Source organism: Methanospirillum stamsii (genome assembly GCF_003173335.1).
GTDB classification, from domain to species: domain Archaea; phylum Halobacteriota; class Methanomicrobia; order Methanomicrobiales; family Methanospirillaceae; genus Methanospirillum; species Methanospirillum stamsii.
This window is the reverse complement of the sequence record NZ_QGMZ01000040.1, coordinates 1-17588: the sequence shown is the minus strand read 5'-3', so window position 1 is coordinate 17588 and position 17588 is coordinate 1. Positions and strand designations below refer to the sequence as shown.

General features: G+C 40.0%; 17 protein-coding genes. 10 read left to right on the top strand and 7 right to left on the bottom strand.

Translation table 11 applies throughout. The features are described 5' to 3' along the window. Positions 1-772: 772 nt before the first annotated feature. Positions 773-1138 (bottom strand): response regulator, encoded by a 366-nt coding sequence (locus tag DLD82_RS15360; protein ID WP_181391474.1) that lies wholly within the window; start codon positions 1136-1138, stop codon positions 773-775. A 274-nt stretch (positions 1139-1412) separates the two neighbouring features. Here DLD82_RS15360 and DLD82_RS15355 point away from each other — a divergent pair, with 274 nt between their 5' ends. Genes DLD82_RS15355 through DLD82_RS15335 form a run of 5 tightly spaced genes read left to right on the top strand, consistent with a single transcriptional unit; the run spans position 1413 to position 8153 of the window. Further along, complete coding sequence (locus DLD82_RS15355) at positions 1413-4412, top strand: ATPase, T2SS/T4P/T4SS family (RefSeq protein WP_181391473.1); 3000 nt, start codon at positions 1413-1415, stop codon at positions 4410-4412. Then, positions 4409-6274, top strand: coding sequence for a type II secretion system F family protein (locus DLD82_RS15350; RefSeq protein ID WP_109942008.1), 1866 nt, complete (start codon positions 4409-4411; stop codon positions 6272-6274). The genes DLD82_RS15355 and DLD82_RS15350 overlap by 4 nt, the downstream gene beginning before the upstream one ends. Positions 6275-6278: 4 nt before the next feature. Beyond that, positions 6279-6665, top strand: coding sequence for a type IV pilin (locus DLD82_RS15345; RefSeq protein WP_109942007.1), 387 nt, complete (start codon positions 6279-6281; stop codon positions 6663-6665). Further along, a complete protein-coding gene (locus DLD82_RS15340; protein ID WP_109942006.1) occupies positions 6662-7468 on the top strand; it encodes a DUF7289 family protein in 807 nt (268 codons plus the stop codon). Before DLD82_RS15345 ends, DLD82_RS15340 begins: the two co-directional genes overlap by 4 nt. A gap of 19 nt (positions 7469-7487) precedes the next feature. Further along, the gene (locus tag DLD82_RS15335; RefSeq protein ID WP_109942005.1) at positions 7488-8153 is read left to right on the top strand and encodes a class I SAM-dependent methyltransferase; all 666 of its coding nucleotides are present in this window, start codon (positions 7488-7490) and stop codon (positions 8151-8153) included. Between the two features lie 187 nt (positions 8154-8340). Here DLD82_RS15335 and DLD82_RS15330 read toward each other — a convergent pair whose 3' ends face one another. Continuing rightward, entirely contained in the window at positions 8341-8865 is a 525-nt protein-coding gene (locus tag DLD82_RS15330; RefSeq protein WP_109942012.1) for a cob(I)yrinic acid a,c-diamide adenosyltransferase, read from the bottom strand. Positions 8866-8951: 86 nt separating this feature from the next. After that, positions 8952-9317, bottom strand: coding sequence for a hypothetical protein (locus DLD82_RS15325; RefSeq protein ID WP_109942004.1), 366 nt, complete (start codon positions 9315-9317; stop codon positions 8952-8954). Between the two features lie 332 nt (positions 9318-9649). Here DLD82_RS15325 and DLD82_RS15320 point away from each other — a divergent pair, with 332 nt between their 5' ends. After that, a complete protein-coding gene (locus DLD82_RS15320) occupies positions 9650-10777 on the top strand; it encodes a cobaltochelatase subunit CobN (RefSeq protein ID WP_109942011.1) in 1128 nt (375 codons plus the stop codon). A 167-nt stretch (positions 10778-10944) separates the two neighbouring features. Here DLD82_RS15320 and DLD82_RS15315 read toward each other — a convergent pair whose 3' ends face one another. From DLD82_RS15315 to DLD82_RS18720, 3 genes are all read right to left on the bottom strand, one after another. Next, positions 10945-12027 (bottom strand): iron ABC transporter permease, encoded by a 1083-nt coding sequence (locus DLD82_RS15315; RefSeq protein ID WP_109942003.1) that lies wholly within the window; start codon positions 12025-12027, stop codon positions 10945-10947. A gap of 4 nt (positions 12028-12031) precedes the next feature. Continuing rightward, positions 12032-13219, bottom strand: a complete 1188-nt coding sequence (locus tag DLD82_RS15310; protein ID WP_109942002.1) for an ABC transporter substrate-binding protein — start codon at positions 13217-13219, stop codon at positions 12032-12034. 72 nt (positions 13220-13291) lie between these two features. Continuing rightward, positions 13292-13462 (bottom strand): hypothetical protein, encoded by a 171-nt coding sequence (locus DLD82_RS18720; RefSeq protein WP_181391472.1) that lies wholly within the window; start codon positions 13460-13462, stop codon positions 13292-13294. Positions 13463-13657: 195 nt separating this feature from the next. Here DLD82_RS18720 and DLD82_RS15305 point away from each other — a divergent pair, with 195 nt between their 5' ends. Together DLD82_RS15305 and DLD82_RS18715 are read left to right on the top strand one after the other, a co-directional pair. Next, on the top strand, positions 13658-14518 hold the full coding sequence (locus DLD82_RS15305) for an RpnC/YadD family protein (protein ID WP_109942001.1): 861 nt from the start codon (positions 13658-13660) through the stop codon (positions 14516-14518). 196 nt (positions 14519-14714) lie between these two features. After that, positions 14715-14891, top strand: coding sequence for a hypothetical protein (locus DLD82_RS18715; RefSeq protein WP_181391471.1), 177 nt, complete (start codon positions 14715-14717; stop codon positions 14889-14891). A gap of 59 nt (positions 14892-14950) precedes the next feature. Here DLD82_RS18715 and DLD82_RS15295 read toward each other — a convergent pair whose 3' ends face one another. Continuing rightward, on the bottom strand, positions 14951-15796 hold the full coding sequence (locus DLD82_RS15295) for a hypothetical protein (RefSeq protein WP_109941999.1): 846 nt from the start codon (positions 15794-15796) through the stop codon (positions 14951-14953). A 399-nt stretch (positions 15797-16195) separates the two neighbouring features. On the opposite strand from DLD82_RS15295, the gene DLD82_RS15290 reads away from it, so the two are divergent. Together DLD82_RS15290 and DLD82_RS19225 are read left to right on the top strand one after the other, a co-directional pair. Next, entirely contained in the window at positions 16196-16909 is a 714-nt protein-coding gene (locus DLD82_RS15290; RefSeq protein ID WP_181391470.1) for a type IV pilin N-terminal domain-containing protein, read from the top strand. 6 nt (positions 16910-16915) lie between these two features. After that, positions 16916-17416, top strand: a complete 501-nt coding sequence (locus DLD82_RS19225; RefSeq protein ID WP_109941997.1) for a type IV pilin — start codon at positions 16916-16918, stop codon at positions 17414-17416. The last annotated feature ends 172 nt before the right edge of the window (positions 17417-17588 follow it).

Sequence of the window (17588 nt, the reverse complement as noted above, 5' to 3'; positions counted from 1 at the left end):
GGACATTTACCATAAACCATATTTAAATTCAATAGTATAGAAAGTATTGCAACTAACTATAATCATAAGTTATCCTCCTTCATCCTCTCCCTAGCCTCAAGCACCAGTCTCCTCGCCCAATAATTACCGTATTTCTTAATTTGCATCTTTTTCGCACCCAGAATATCTCTCCAATATATTCAGTTCCATACGTATCTTGTGGGTTAAAAGTTATACAGGTTCTCCTTTAAGTGCCATATGAAGAGACCCAAATGAGGACGAACACCACTTCTGGGTATTATCCCGCTCTGTCGTTGAGGGAAGGACACAAAAACCGGGATTCCTCTTTAATTTCCCGAATGGGTATCAAATACTGTCAACTTTAAGTATCTCATTCACATTAATAATCAATCGCCATTTTCTTTTTGGTTTCCCAGTTTTTGGCATCGTTGGATCTTACATCGCATTTTTTCTGATATTCGAAATTTCAAGATTAATTGGGATATTGAAGAGATCACACAGACACCCAAACCTTCGTATCACTATTGAATTCCGGATAGAATGGGCATAAGAACTCAATTTCTCAACCTGTAATCCCTTACTCAGGAGAAATATCGAAACCTCCTAAACTCCTCTGGCATATTGAGGGTTATCAAGAAAACCGATTATAGTTTTTTCGCGATCAGTAATCTGAAGTACATACATCCGCTGCCATATGAATAACTTTTTGAGAATATCACCAGGATCTAGTTACCAATTGATATCAGTAATTATTTTGGTCAAACTAAATCATTCACCCTTCTTCCCCGAGTGATCTTCTGATAGTCCGGAGCATGGTATCCGGATCATATGGTTTTACAATTACTCCAAAAGCTCCGGATAGCATTGCCAACCGAACGATTGGCTCCTGATCAGCAGCAGTACACAAAACTACCGGAATTTCAGGATATTTTTCCCGGATAATTCTCATAACCTCTATGCCATCCATACCTGGCATGATGAGATCCAGAAGAATTATGTCCGGAATTTTTTTCTCAAGAAGTGAAAGAGCATCCTCTCCATTCCGGGCAGTATAAACCTGAAAACCTGATCTGGTAAGAAGTTGTGATCCTGATTGTAAATCTTTGATTGTATCATCAACGATTAGGATTTTTTGCACAATTCCTCATTGATACCGTTGGTGTGTGAGCACTTAAGATTGGCAGGTCTATGATCTGATGATAGAAAAAGGATTTTATGGTTATAGTACTAACCAGACAATACAAAATATATTTACATTAATTAAAAAATATTGTTTAAATCTCCCAAAAATTATCAGGAAATAAACAAAAACGGCATGGTTAGTAATTAAATATGCATAATTCCAGCAGATTAACCCCAGCGGGCAGATTATTCTTTACACTATGATTATAGAACCGGAGGGAGGGAGCGCAATGATAGATCATGAGGAGAATTATCTCACCGGAGGGGTGACTCTCCGTGCCTCCTATGATCTTCCCGGAATTCCGGTCCAGGTACACATTCATGACACTCCATCCGGAAGAAAATATACAATTACTGAACCTCTCTTTATCCAGGATGAACAAGATGCATACGAAAAACTAATTCTTTCTCTCAAAATTCAATTAAAAAACCCGCAGACATACAAGCGATTCCAACAGAACTATCATGACAGTCTTCAATCTTTCATTACTGACTCTTCCCCGGATGTAAACATATCATCGATTGAAAAATTTACCTACTACCTTACCAGGGATATGAAAGGATTTGGCCCCCTCCAGCCATACCTTGACGATCCATATATTGTCCGTTTATCATTACAAGGATTGCACACCCCTGCCATCATAGAACATCAGCAGTATGGTTTGATGATCTCTGGTTTTATCCCGGATGAGCAGGAGTATTACCGGATTATTAAGAAAGCAGAAAACCGTTCCGGAAAAAAAGTAGATCCTACAGTTCTACCGGCTGTTCTTCCATTAAAAGAGGGAGTAATACAGATAGGTCCCTCGGAGGACAAAAAAAGCAACCTGCTCAAGATAGATTTTCTTCGCCCCAGAACACATTCAGAAGGCGAAAAAAAAGAACTGCAAAAAGGAAGTCACATCATATCAGTTTCCAGTTACCTGAATGGATTGGCAATTGCAAAACTTGTAACGTATGATGATAATTCCTGTGTTTTTTTGGCCGGATTTTCAGGTTTTTCAAACAGTGAAAAAAAGATAATTCAGGATATTAAAAATCGTCTTGAAACGGGTAAACCCGAAAAATTATCAGGCAAAAACTTTAAAGACAGGATTTTTTCTTGTTTAGGAACATCCCACCCACACGTGGATCACAGTACCCGGCAAAAGATCGTATCCCGGATAATTCTTGAAAAAAATCGGGAACTATGGGTCAGACTTTTTCTAACTGATCCTCATATCCATGCAATAGTATGTCCCGGACCAGAGAAAAAGATCCGGATTATTCATGAACAATATTCAGGGCCTGTTTTTACAAATATCGAGCTCTCTTATGATGAATTAGAAAAACTGGCATCCTTTTTTTCCAGAGCAGGTAAAAACCCAAAGGACCATATGGAGGGCTCAAAAAAGTTCAGGTTCAAAGGAGGTCTGGTTGTATCCATTGACCAAATTCCGGAAAAAAAGCACATAAAAATAACCATCCATTCATCCCGAACTGGTGATGTGATATCCGGCCCACAAACAGACTCTGCTCAAGACAAAGAAAAATATGTTTTTCAGGATCCAAAAACCGATGAAATTCTCTCGAAAGTTTTTGATTTGAAAGAACAGAACAATAAATTAAAAGATGAGAACAAAAATCAGGAAGAAGGCTGCCCAGATGAAAAGAATACTGGAAACTGGAAAAATCGGTTTAAATCCCTCTCATTCCGGTTTCCACAGGCAGGACTCCGAAGACGAAAACAAAAACCAGGTCCGGATGACAATGCCCCCACACCAAAAGAACCCCAGGTCAAATCGGTTCTCGATGTCCAGGTTCCGGAAGGTCTTGTCGCTGAAGAAGCATACTGGCTGGTCAGTCCTCATGCGTACGTGGTAATATTGAAAGACCCTGCAGGGGACCGGATATACCGAATCATCGAACCTGACCTGACTCCCCGGGAACGGATTGTTCTTGAAGAAACCCATGAAACACTCAGAGATGTGCTCATTTATGACAAACCGGTGAGTAAGGGAGATCTCTTCCTTGACTTTGAAGAAGCAGCGAAGGTCATCAAAACCTATGATCCAAATATCTCTGATGATCGTCTTTCTGTTCTATATTATTACCTGAAACGAAATCTGAACGGATATGGAAAGATAGATCCCCTGATGCATGATGAACTCCTTGAGGATATCTCCTGTAATGGCCATCATCTTCCGGTTTATGTGCACCACCGGTTCTATTCCAGTATGCCAACTTCTGTTATCTTTGACCAGGAAGAACTCAACCGGTTTGTACTAAAACTCTCACAGAAAGCAGACAAACAAGTCTCTCTCACCTCTCCGCTTCTGGATGCTGCCCTGCCAAATGGATCACGTGCCCAGATAACATATTCAAACGTCGTATCCACAAAGGGAAGCTCGTTTACCATCCGGAAATTTAGAACTGACCCAATGACACCGATAACCCTGCTCGGGTTTGGCACCTACGATCCGGATCTCCTGGCATTTCTCTGGCTTGCCCTGGAAAACCGTAAATCCCTCATTGTCGTCGGAGGAACTGCAAGCGGGAAGACTTCGGCAATGAATGCCTTGTCATTTTTTATTCCGCACAACTCCAAGATAGTTTCACTTGAAGATACCAGAGAACTTCAAATCCCACACCGGAACTGGCTTCCGGTACAGACTCGTGAAAGTGCAGCCATGAATGAACGGGGAAATATTAACCTCTTTGATCTCCTGAAGGCATCACTTCGTCAGCGTCCGGAGTATATTATTGTTGGTGAAGTCCGTGGTAATGAAGCCCAGACACTATTTCAGGCGATGAACAGCGGTCATACCACCATATCCACATTACATGCAGGAAATATCGAAGAGGCATTGAACCGGCTGACCAATGAACCAATCAATGTCCCTCCGGCAATGTTTGGTGCCCTTGATCTCATGGTCATCCAGACGTTTCATTACCGTAATGGCCGGATGATCAGAAGATGTGATGCCGTTCATGAAATAATACTCAAAGAGGATGATAAACTTGGGTGGAATACACTCTTTGAATATAACCCGGTCACCGATGGATTTGACCGGAAATATAACCAATCAAAAACTCTTGAAACCCTTAAATACATGCATAACTGGACAGAACAGGAACTCCTGTTCCAGCTCGGTATCAGGAAGGAATTCCTGACCAGAATCAAAAACCAGCCTAGATCAGATCCCGTCCACCTGATGCAGCTGATTACCCGGCTCCGGAGGATGGCATGAATCTTTTTAAGCCGGAACAAATCGATCAGTGGCTTGAAGGAACTACTATCAGGAAATCACTCCGGGCTGCTCATATGCCCTATTCTCAATACACTTTTTTCATGCTTCTGGTAAAGTCATCCATCGCATCAACAGGTGCCTTCATAATTCTCGCCGGATACGTGTTTGTTACCGGAAGATCGTTCATCCCAAATTTTGAACCATGGGTCACCATCCTGCTTTTGTTCATCTTCTTAATCCCCGGAGTCATTCTTGGAATTTTTACATACCCGTCAAGTATTGCAGCAGGCAGAAAGACATCCATTGATCTCGAACTTCCTTACACCATCACGTACATGCAGGCTCTTTCCACGACGATGACTCTCTATAATGTCATCCGGAAGGTATATGAGGCCGACGACCTGTTTGGAGAGGTTTCACGGGAGTTCGGACTTATTGTCAGGGATGTTGAGGTATTCGGAGATGATCTTTATTCTGCCATCCGGAACCTGCAAAAAGTAACTCCATCTCATAATCTCGAAGATTTTTTAAACGACCTTCTCCTTCTTTCCGGAAGCGGAGGAGATGTTACGAATTTTCTCTCTTCCCGGTCTGCATACTTCAGGGAAGCTGCTGCACGTGAACTGGACCAGGTTTTGAAAACAATAGAGGTAATGGCTGAAGTCTATGTCACTGCTTTTGTTGCCGGCCCCATCACGATGATAATTATCATCGTAGCCCAGAACCTGGGGGGGAAATCTGAACTATCCGGATATATTCCCCTTATCATCCTGGGACTTATCGGCGGTTCACTTGGAATGATTTATATTCTTCACCTGATGCTTCCGGCAATCAAGATGGACATCTCAAAAAAACCAATTGATGATTCTGAATTCATTGACATCGGTATCGCAAAAGATGAGTTTTCCCGGGTTGACCAGAAATTTCTGAAACAGGTGGAAGCTAAAAGAAAACGATATAAACTGGAAAACCTGATTAAAAATCCATTCCGAACATATATTTCCGACTTCAACATCGGATGTGTTATCGGGATCGTTGCAGCAGTAATTGTCACTCTTCTTTACATGAATGGAAATCTAGCCGGATGGTTTCCGGTGAACACCTTAGAAATATTCATCTGTCTTGTAGTAATCGCCTCCATGGCTCCGGTTGCCTTTGCCTACGAAGGAAGAAACTGGTTTGTAAATAATGTAGAAAAACACACCCCGGAATTTCTGCGTCAACTGGTGGATATGAAAGACATCGGGGTTACGCTGCAGACTGCAATAGGTCTTATCTCAAATTCTAAATTAGGAGTTCTTTCAAAGGAACTAGTGATGACAACCGAGGAGATTCAGCGGGGAGAGAGTACGGTCAATGCCCTTGTCCGGATGGAAGAACGTATCGGTCTTGTTTCAGTAAAAAGGGCGATGTCACTCCTGGTAAAGGCGAGTGAAGTAACCGATTCCATAAAAGATGTTCTGATTATTGCAATCAATGATTTTGAGCATTACCTAAAGCTTAAACGCGACCGGTTCAATATTTCCATCACCTATGTCATGATCATCTACCTGGCAGTGGGAATTTATTTTTACACGGCGTATTCACTGAACGTATCCTTTGTTGCGTCATTTACAAATTTTAACATCAGTTTTGATACCGCCGGAAACCTGACAGATATGTTCAGAATTGGTATTGTTCTCGCATTATTCTCAGGACTTATGGCAGGACAACTATCAGCAAATAGTATTCTGTCCGGGTTCAAACATGCTATTCTTCTTTTGATTGGAGCAGTTGTGTTGTTTGAATATATTATTCCTTACCAGATTGAACTCTCAACTGAAGCAGCAAAAGCCGCATTGGAAGCGGCTGGTTCCGGGTAACATTATGAGGCAGGATGACGCTCTTTCATCGGTTGTCAGCGAGATGTTGCTCCTGGCATTAGTGTTAATCCTTATTCCTTCGGTAACGATTACCCTGATGAACCAGTTACCGGGTGATCGGGTCCCTACAGTTAATATTAAGATGGCTTTTGATGGAGATTCGGTAATATTGTACCATAAGGGCGGGGATTACCTGCTTTGGGATGACATGAAAGTAATTGTACAAAATTCAGACGCAATAATGGAATATCACAAAGAAGATCTGAAACCTGAAAACGCACGTTCAACTTTTGATCTGGGAAATATAACCAGGCCAATTCGTGTTAGTTCAGGAGTAACAGTCCAATTAGTGGCTAAAAATACAGTTGTCTTTTCCGGTTTAGTACCATGAGGGATAATGCAGTATCAGTTGTTATCGGGTATATGATTCTTCTAGTTATCACTGTTTCATTCATTGCTCTTCTTAACGCAATCTGGATTCCCCAGATGAAACAACAGGCAGAAGTAGAACATTTAAGGCAAGTTGAGAATTCATTTCTTGCATTAGCGACAGATATTGACAGACTCACTATCTATCGCCAAAATGCTTCAATCACCCACCGGATTCAATTGGGAGGAGGTGATGTTCTCTTTTCTCCGGTGAGGTCTTCCGGATCACTTCAGATAAGAACGATACATAGTAATGATGATTATTTGGAGATATCAGGTAATCATTTGAACATTACAGGATTAAACCTCATGTTTGTCCCGGTAAACAATTTCTGGGTAAATCAGGGATACATCTGGGAAAATGGAACGATTTTTGTTTCTAAACCAGATAAAAAAACACCTCTGGAAATATGGGATAATTCTGCAAGTTTTTTAACAAATAATCTCTGTCCAAAGGTAGAACAAGTTTCAGGGAATCTCACTAATGTGACGATATCCATCGTTACACAGGATGAAAATCAAGAGGCACAAATTGGAGGGAGTGGAATCGGAACCGTGTATTGTCACACAAATTGTACCATAGAACAATCAGATAATGTAGACACCATGAGTTTTTCAGGTATTGCAACCGGATGGAACCAGAATTTATTACAGGAATTAAAATTATCAGGAGTAAAATACACAAGTATTAGTAACTCCATCGATTTTGATCCTCCCGTCAATATAACATTAAAAAAATGTTTATTACATCTTCAGTTAGGATAAATAAAGGACTATTCATACTATGACATCACATGAACATTACTTAAACGAAGTAACCCGGTACGATGAGAATATCCCACGAATTCTTCCAAATTCAAAATTATTTTTCTCCACATGCCTTTCATTCATCCCGGATACTCCGCTCTCCATTCTTGAACTCGGGTCAGGAACCGGATATCTCACATCACAGCTCTTAAAGAAAAACCCGGAGAACCGGATCACATGTATCGACAAATCTCCTGAAATGCTTCGGTTAGCAGGAATGAAACCTGAAATCAGTACATGTAACCTGATTGAAGGTGATATCACAACCAGTCTTCCGGATGGTAATTTTGACATCGTTATCACGACTCTTACCATGCATCATATCTCTGATAATGCCCGGTTAAAACTGATTCATGAACTATACCTAAATTTACATTCCGGAGGTAAATTCATCTGTGGAGATGTTTTTAGACCAGAAAATGACTGGGCAGAACAGATGTACCGGACCCGCTGGGAAACACACATGAAAGAAACCGGTATGCCGGATGTCCGGATTCAGGAAACACTGTCCGGAAGGGAAAAGGCATATCCTCTTATCGATACTCCCCATGGATTTTATAAAAAAATGAAAACTGCAGGGTTTGAACAGGTTCTTGTTCCACTACACTATGATATGTTCGGAGTATTTATCGGGTTTAAATAAAAAATATCTTTGATCTTCAGGGGAATCATTTTTTTATTAGCATACCTGAAACAGTAGTAGAGACACCTGTTTTCATAGTAGTACACCATACCCGGAGATAAGAATACCCAGACCAATGAATACAAGGATTACGATTTTTTTATCCATTCTTCGTGCCCATGTTAATCTTTCATGAAGGGATCATGACTCAATACTCTATTCCTTTCCGAGCCTTTACTCCTGCATCAAAGTAATGTTTCACCTTTTTCATTTCGGTAACAAGATCTGCTCTTTCTATGAGTTCAATGGGGGCTTTTCTTCCGGTCAATACTACTTCCACCCAGGGTTTCCTGACCTTAAGCACAGAAATAATCTCTTCCACCGTAATGAGTTGATAAAAAACACTCAAGATAATCTCATCAAGAACTACAAGGTCAAAAAAACCGGAGCTCAGCACATTTTTACAATGCTCAAGGCCAAGTCTTGCCTGTTTTCTATCTTCCTCTGTCGGATCCCCGATGATAAATTTCCCGGTTCCATACTGCTCCATTACAAACCGGTCACACAGCGAACACAGACCTATCTCAGCAGTATCCATTCCTTTAAAAAACTGCGCAAAATAAACGGAGCCTCCGGAAAGAAGAGTACGGAGGGAAAGACCCAGGGCTGCAGTCGTTTTTCCTTTTCCGTTTCCACAATATATCTGTATACAACCTTTTCGTTCTCTGTCCATGCCAATGTAACCTGTAGTAATTTTTTTTCCGGTAGGTAACCGGAAATTAATCATAATAATGTAAAGAAAAAGGGAGAAATGAACACTCAGGCCGGTGAGAGTTGTATTGCTTTCTCCTGCCCGATTGCCCAGATAATAAATTCATCCGGTGACGGAAATGATTCTGCAGGATAATCATTTTCAAGTCCGGTGTCTGTTCCAAGTCTGATAACTTTTGATTCTTCTGAGGGGTGATACCTGTACAGTACCTCAAATTCATTCTCCCGGCCATGGAGTTTGGATATTCCCATCTGGTTAAAACCTACGGCAAGTTTCCATTCATCCTCCATGATATCAACGAAAACCCTGCCAACCAGGGATTTGTTATTTCTCCGGATCATCACCTTGGTTTCAAATTCTTCAGCAATCTTAGCGGTTTTAGGCTTCGGGTCATGTCCAACAAATTTTGACATAGATCAAAATTTATTGTTTATACAGATATACTTTGTGTTAGTACCTAAGATCAAAAATTTTCCTGGGTTAAATGTAATAATTTCCGGAGGGAAAATGATAATATCTACTTTTTTCTAACTCCATCTCTGTTTTGATCGCGTATGCCAGACTGCTTTTCATTTATTGATTCTCGGTGTATCAATTCAAGTTCAGTAAACAATGAGATCATATGATCAACTTTTTTTGTTTTAAGGTAAAATATAATTATTATGAACAAGGCTGGAGATTTTTACTTATCATTACACATTCCCATTTTGCACCTTTTACCAATTCACATAACAATGGAGGAAAAATGCTAAAGTTACTCTTTTTTGGGTGTGGAACCGGAGATAATCAACTACTCCTTCAGGCGGCAGAAAATTTGCATGAAGAATCCTGTTTTATCGCCGTTACAAGTTATCTTTCTTATGAACTTAACAGGAAAGAAGAGACATTTACCCAAGCTCTTGGTAACATCCCATCTGCTGATCTTATCATAATCAATCTCCATCGCTCTGTCTCATACTTTAGAGAATTTCCACGGATTTTAGAAATAATAGAATCCAAAAAAATTCCGGTTTTCCTAATGAGTACGATAGAAGAGGAGATGGATGAATACCGACGGTTGTTTTCATTCTCCGATCCTGATTATCACCAGGTTTATTCATACCTCCATCTTGGAGGATTGCAGAACATGCGGTCACTACTTCTCTGGACATATGTCCGAATTGGAGGAGGGGACCTCAGTATTCCAAAACCAGTAAAACCTTCCACTCATGGAATTCATCATCCGGGATGGTACCCGGGTATTCAGATCGCTGAATACCGGATGTTCATCCCTAAAAAATCCTTGAAAGCGGGAATTCTCTTCTCACAAAGCCTGTACCTATGCAAATCACTGACTGTAGTTGACATGCTCATTTCTTCACTAGAGAATGAGGACTTTGACACCATCCCGGTTTATTGTTCATTCGCACCGGATTCAATTCGTGGATCTCCGGGAATCGTGGATATTATCCGTCACTATTTCATGGATGAAAACAAAGCAACCATTGATGTGCTAATCGTAATGATGGAGTTATCCCAGGTAAGTATCAATGACCTGGAATCAAAATTGACCGGAATGCAGCAGGATAATCTTTTCTCTGAACTTGGAGTTCCCGTCCTACAGATCTATACAACAAACCAGAGCTACGAGGAATGGGAAGTAAACATTTCCGGATTATCATCGTTGGAGATCTCATCACATGATGTATGGCAGGAATATAACGAACAGATAATTACCGTACCGGTTGCATCTCATGAACAGGAAGAAAACTCCAGAAAGATCCGGGGATTGGAAGAATATGCAGAAAAAATTGCAAAAATGGCAAAAGCATGGGCTATTCTCCGGAATACTCCGGTTCATGAAAGACAGTTTGCTAAATTTTTAAAAACCTGATACCCGGAATAATAACGACGATTTTTAAAAAACCTTCAATTTGCATAAATAATCCGGAAATAACATAAACTTTCTTGAAATAATCTCAATTTTTCCGAAGAAGGCATGAGTAATTTCAATGCAATTTCAGCACGGTGGTTTTTTGTTATTGGACCCAATGATCATTATTATACGCTGACCTCCATTCCCTGCCTGCTTTTTGAACAAATTACCCAGATTACAACAGGTGCTCCAATCATTGACGTTATAGCATTAAGCGGCAGAGTTATGGGACTTCCCGGAACTGACGCAATAATATCGGCAGCAAGAGCAAGGCATGCTCCAAGCAGAATACAGGCGGGGATAAGAATGCCATGATTTGCAGTCGCAAAAAGTCCACGACATAAATGGGGGACAGATATCCCAATGAATCCTATAGGCCCACAAAAAGCAGTAACAACACCGGAAAGAACCGCAGTGATGATGAAAAGTTCGTTCCTGGTTCTGGATATATCCAGTCCCATACTTTGTGCATACTGATCACCTAAGAGAAGAGCATTCAGATGTTTTATAAGAAATATCGCAAATATCAGACCAGAAATCGCAAATATGACAGGTACCTGGATCTGGTCCCATGTTACTCCCCCAAATGATCCAAAACTCCAGATAGTATATGCCTGAATCCTCTCAGCCAATGCAAAATTCATGAGAATTGAAATGAACGAATTAGCCGTGTATCCAAACATGAGTCCAAGGATAAGGATAGTCATGGTATTTTGAATCTTATTTGCGACAGCCAGAATCATGAGTAGAACAAGACCAGATCCCATTGATGCAGCAATCGCAATACCAATACTCCCAAAAAATCCCATATTTCCCAGAATTGATGAAGCACCTGCTGTTCCAGTAGAGAACACTACCAGGGCCACACCCAATCCTGCCCCGGCCGAGAGACCAAGAACGTCAGGTCCTGCCAAAGGATTTCTAAAAAGCGTCTGCATTAACAGGCCGGCAACTGCCAGACACGCTCCCGCACATGAGCCCAGAACTGCTTTTGGCAGACGGAAATTATAAATTATTGAAACCCAGCTCTCATGTGAACTTCCTTCTCCCATAAGTATCCGGATAATTTCTGGATGAGGAATTGTTACAGAGCCAAGAATGAGTTCAAGAAAAAAGAGAATGAAAAGGGAGAAGAAAAGGAAACTCATCATCCCGGTCATTCTTAATCTAAAATGTCCGGATTTCATCATGTTTAAGGCATGAATCACCTATTTACTCCAGGTGCTGATAGTAAACGAGGTTATGATCCGGAACAATTTCAGGATGGAAAATTTTAATTAAATCTTTAAGAATTATTTCCGGATGAGCAACACCGGTCTCCCAGTAATCATTTCCTCCTCCATTGTTCATCCGTGCATTGTTATTATAGATAGTATCAGATTTTACCGCTGCAAAATCAGAATACCGGGCATCTTCCCCTAGTAATTCTTTCAATTTTTTCGCAGTTCCCGGGTTTAGCCAATAATCTGCATCAAGGGCTGTATCATATACCACTTCAAAATCAAGAGGGATACTCCCGGTTGTTTGATCATCAGACCAGAGATAATCTGCACCGGCATCATTCAGAAGTTTAGCAACATAACTGTTACCTCCAGCCATATACCAGGTCCCCTGCCTGTTATTGCCAAGAAAAACAGTGGGATTTTCTGTGCTCAGTGCGGCTACACTTTTTTCCAGCGATAGATAATCATTTTTTATTGTTTCAAAATACTCGTTGGCCTCCTTTTCCTTATTGAAAAATACCGAGATGAATTTTATCCATTCTGCACGACCAAGTGGATGTTCTTCCATATATTCTGCATTCACCACAACAGGAATTCCCGCTTCCTGTAGCTTTGGATGAGTATCATATTCCGCAAGGCCGGTTGCATATGTCATGACCAGATCAGGATCCAGTTCGATCATCTTTTCCATATTTATCCCGGTTGCCATCCCGGTTCCACCTCCGGAAACGTCTGCTACTTTTCCTTCCTGAATCAGGTTCAAAACTTCAGGCGTTGAAATTGTATCAGGGTTAATTGTCCCCTTCAGACAATCGGTTATTCCAAGAATCGGAAGATATGGAAGATGTGTTGATGAGAGAGAGACAAACCGTTCAGACGGAATTTCTATTACCTCTTCTCCTTTGCCTAATGAAGGAGGAGTATCATCACGGTTTACTAGAACATACGTATATAATTCATCTGAACCTCTCCAGGGATTTGAAACAGTTACTACTTTGTAATCATCATGATACTCAACAGTAAAACCTGTTGCATATTCTGGTGTTACCTGATCCACTAAGGACTTTGTTTCCGGCTCCTGATCCCCGGAAACCGAAAAGATAAGCAAGAATCCAAACGCCAGGAAGGCTATGATAAAAAGCCGAATTGTTTGCACAGAACGTCCATAATTTGCCATGATCAAATTTCCCATTACAAATGAAACGTAATTTTAATTAAACTTTTTTTAATTTAATTATGGGTTTTTGTATTAAGAATATTTTTCAGGCCAGAGCAATTGAACAATATCGTTACCGTTTATGGCATCAAGGGGGATGCATTTTCCATTAATGGTATCAGTTAGTTTTTCTACCAGGTATAACAGGGGAAAAGTGCCTTCAGCATGGATGATAAAAAACTGTGCATTCTTATTTCTAGCCAATGCCCAGAGAGCAGATTTCCCCGTTCCTTTTTCTTTCCTGATGAAGAATAAATTATTAACAGATACCTTATGAAAAACCCTAACATTCTACTATAATTCGGGGGATAATTCTTTCCGGATATAAAACCTCTTTGTGCATTTCAAAACACAAACCGAATATTACTAATCTCTTTTTTTCAGAGTCTGTTCTCCCACATGAAAAAAGTTAACCACCAGAATTATGATGTTGTGCTGAAAGAGGCCTTCTCATTGTTTCATCACAAATCCTTAGATTTTCTCGGCCTTTCACTGCCCCCGATTGTCAGTTTCATGGAGACTGAGATTGCCGAAGTCGACACAACCGATGATATGATGGATCTGAATTTTCGTCTTGAAGATGGATCAATCCTTCATCTTGAAGAAGAGACAAATCTCTCAAGGAAGGATCTGATTCGGTTTGCTCATTATGATCTACGACTGTATAACCGGTACCAGGCAGTAATCCATACGGTAGTTCTCACTCCTTCAACAGGCTCTCCGGGAACAAAGGTGTTTAATACCGGAAATCTCCAGTATAACGTTATTCAGTTAGTACTCGGAAAGCGTGATGGGGACAGGCTGATTAGCGAGATTCAATCTGCACTGGAAAGGGGAGAAACAGTAAATGAACTGGAACTGATTTTTCTACCCCTGATGAAGAGTACTTTTCCACCAGATGCTCTGCTGAGAAAAACAATTGAACTAGAAAAACAAATACCAAAGGAAGAAATCCGGAATAAGGTACGAGAGTTAACCCTGATATTAGCAAACAGAATAGTAGATAAAGAAATACTCGATGAACTCTGGGAGGAACTACAAATGTTAAAAATTATCAAATATGCAGAAGAGAAAGGAATGATAAAGGGAATTGAGAAAGGAAGAGAAGAAGGAAAAGAAGAGGGAAAAGAAGAAGAGAGAATGGCAGTTGCGAAAAACCTCTTATCTCTGGGAATGGATGAAGACTTTGTGATACAGGCTACCGGACTTGATAAGAAGTGTATCAGGACTCTTAAGAAAAGTCTCAATAATTCAATATAAATACAGGTTCCTTTTTCCTTTAGAATTGTCTTCATATTTTTTTATGAAAATTTTTCACAGCAATATTTCCTTTATTTATTAACAAATTTTGTTTGATTATCTTCATAAAAAACGAATAAATGAAATATTTTCATTAAATTCAAAATATTTCGGCGAATTATTATCATCTTATACATAATATGCAATGCTGGTGGTCATGATGTATGCAAACCTGACCGGACAAAAATTGGAAAAAATTCAGCAGCTGGAAAAAGAACTGGGAGTTTATCTTTTGGCAGCACCGCATTACAAGAATTTGTCACCAGATGACCTCAAGACCATTAAGGATCTTGAAGGGAAACTAGGAGCTGTTCTTGTAGCATACGAAGCCTGAAAACTCATTCAGGCACCCATTTTTCATGATATCTTTATCCAAATCCGGTTATTCATTCCTCATATTCTTCCTTCCCTCATCAGTCGTTCCCTCAGCTGCGGCGGCATATTTGCCGGAATTTCTCCATCGCCCTTCGTCGCTGATGTCTGGGGTTTAATTACTCCATCAGGAGTGTTAATACTGATATCGAGTGTTGTATAACCCCCACTTAACCGGACTATGAAATTACCTTCTTCGTATACAACAAACTCTTTCACTTTTTCACTGCTGAATTCTCGATTATATCCATCTTCATGAACAATATTCTGAAAAGAATCCAGAACCGTTACTTTTGCCCATGAAACAAGAGGAGTGCTTTTCGGATGCACCGTGTACCTTACTGAAAACGGTCCTTTTTCTACATGAACTTCAAATTCTTTAATGGTAGAATTTAATGGAATTCCTGATTGTGTATATACCGAATTCAGACTGCCTGGTCCGGACCACGAAGGATTCAGCGAAAAATATATTGATTCCCGTGAAGGGATAAACGCATCTTCAGATAGTGAACTCTCACCCTGAACTACATAGGAAGTGGGCTTTGGATTGGGAGTTAACAAAGGGTTTGGGAAGATGGGATTATTATTCCCGGATGATGGGATTTTTCCTTCTCGTATGAGTCTCTCCCGGATTTCCGGAGGCATATCCGGAGGAAATACCTGCTTAACAGTCTCTTCCGGACTTGGTATAATTTCCGGCGTGGATGAGGTTTGTGTCTCTTCGGGTAAAGCTGGATCTCCGGATGTCTTCTCATCCAAGATAGGCAGCTGGATGCATCCTGCAGAAGAAAGAAACAGGCAGAGTATGATAAGTAATAGGATTGATCCCATTTTCCGGGTTATATGAGAGAATATTGGTTTTTTCATGAATAATTTTCTTTAGATGGTGCATTCATTATCGAGAGAGATGAGGGGAGAATACCGTAGGCCGATATCCGGATTAGTTTTTTTATCCTTAATCAATTCAATTGTTTTAATTTAAAAAGTTTGGTTTTAAGACCAGTACTGAATGAATGTAGCAACCTAAAAAAATCTTGTCATTCCTCTAATGGGCTATCCGGAGAATCAGCACATGGTTTATGTCAGTGCGTGTTTTTCATTGAAATGGTATCATCAATGAAAGTATGTTTCAGATTCATTCATATTCTAATTAGGGTGCACAATTAAAACACAACTTTTATTTATCTTTAACAAAGATTTTGAACTTAGCTAAGGTTAAATTTACTTAGCACAAAAAGTTTTGAGTGATATTGAATGAGTACGAAAATGAAAGGCAGAATGGATCCGGCGGTTTCTCCGGTGGTTGGAGTTCTCCTCATGCTGGTAGTGACGATTATTATCGCTGCTGTAGTGAGTGGGTTTGCAGGTGGGCTTGTTGATAACAAAGATAAGACTCCACAAGCAAGTATTGACGCTATTTTAACACAATCTACTACTTTTGGAAATGAATATGAACTAGTATTTAAGCATCTTGGTGGAGATCCGATTAATACGAAAAATGTTCAGTTAATCACGACTTGGACTAATTCTACAGGTGTAACAAATTATCAAAGAACAAGTGCTCCATCTTACAATGACACCACTAGTTTTGAATATAGATCCGGAAGTGAATCTAACTATACCCTCAGTGAATTAAATACACATTACTCCTATAATGGAACTGACACTTATTATAATGAGCCTTATTTAGTTGTTCCTGGTGATACGCCTGCCGACGGTACTGGACTTGAAACCGAATTGTGGTGGGGTAATTACATCTTTAAATCTGGAGATGTTGCAAAAATCAGTACAACAAATATGGGGTTAGAGAAAGATTATACTGCCATTTGGGGATCAGGTGGGGTTCAAAGCGAAAATGAAGCAACACCTGTCATTAAGAACTTCCAGTACCTCACAGAAAATGATATTCTCAATGTCAAATTAATTGACAGTTTAAGCGGTGGTACAATATATGAAAAGAATGTCAATGTGAGGGGGTGATTTACCATGTTAAAATTTAATCAAAAAGATAATGCAGTATCCCCAGTTATTGGTGTTCTGCTCATGCTGGTTGTAACTATTATTATTGCTGCAGTAGTGAGTGGCTTTGCTGGAGGATTGGCAGGCGGAACTGAAAAAGCTCCTCAAATTGCCCTTGGAGTGGAAGCCAAATATGGAGAAAGTATTACACTCACTCATGAGGGAGGAGATCCATTATCATGGGCTAACATTGAAATTAAAACTCTCATTCCAACAGGATCAAATAAGGATATGAGTTATTCAATAGTAAAAACCAGTGGGACTTATTTACCTACCGGGGATCCAATAAGTGATTATACCGAAGCATTCAAACCTGGAGATTCAGCTCGTTTCGATTGGGATGATTGTTTCGCAACTAGTTCTTATGGACTAATGGCGCCATCTGCTGGAGATCCGTTAAATGTACAGATATTTGATACAAATTCTGGAAAAACGATTGTAACTAAACAAGTAAGCGTTCTTCCATGATGTGTGAGAAAATATTGGAATGACTATATTGCCTATTGCAAAGCCATGCGAGAATTGAGAAAAGATAACCTCTTTTCTCTTCCTTTTTTCTAGTGATTTTCCACCTTAATTTAACTCTACAATGTCATGTTTAAATGGTTAGTTATCTTGATCCTCTCCAATTTTGATCAAT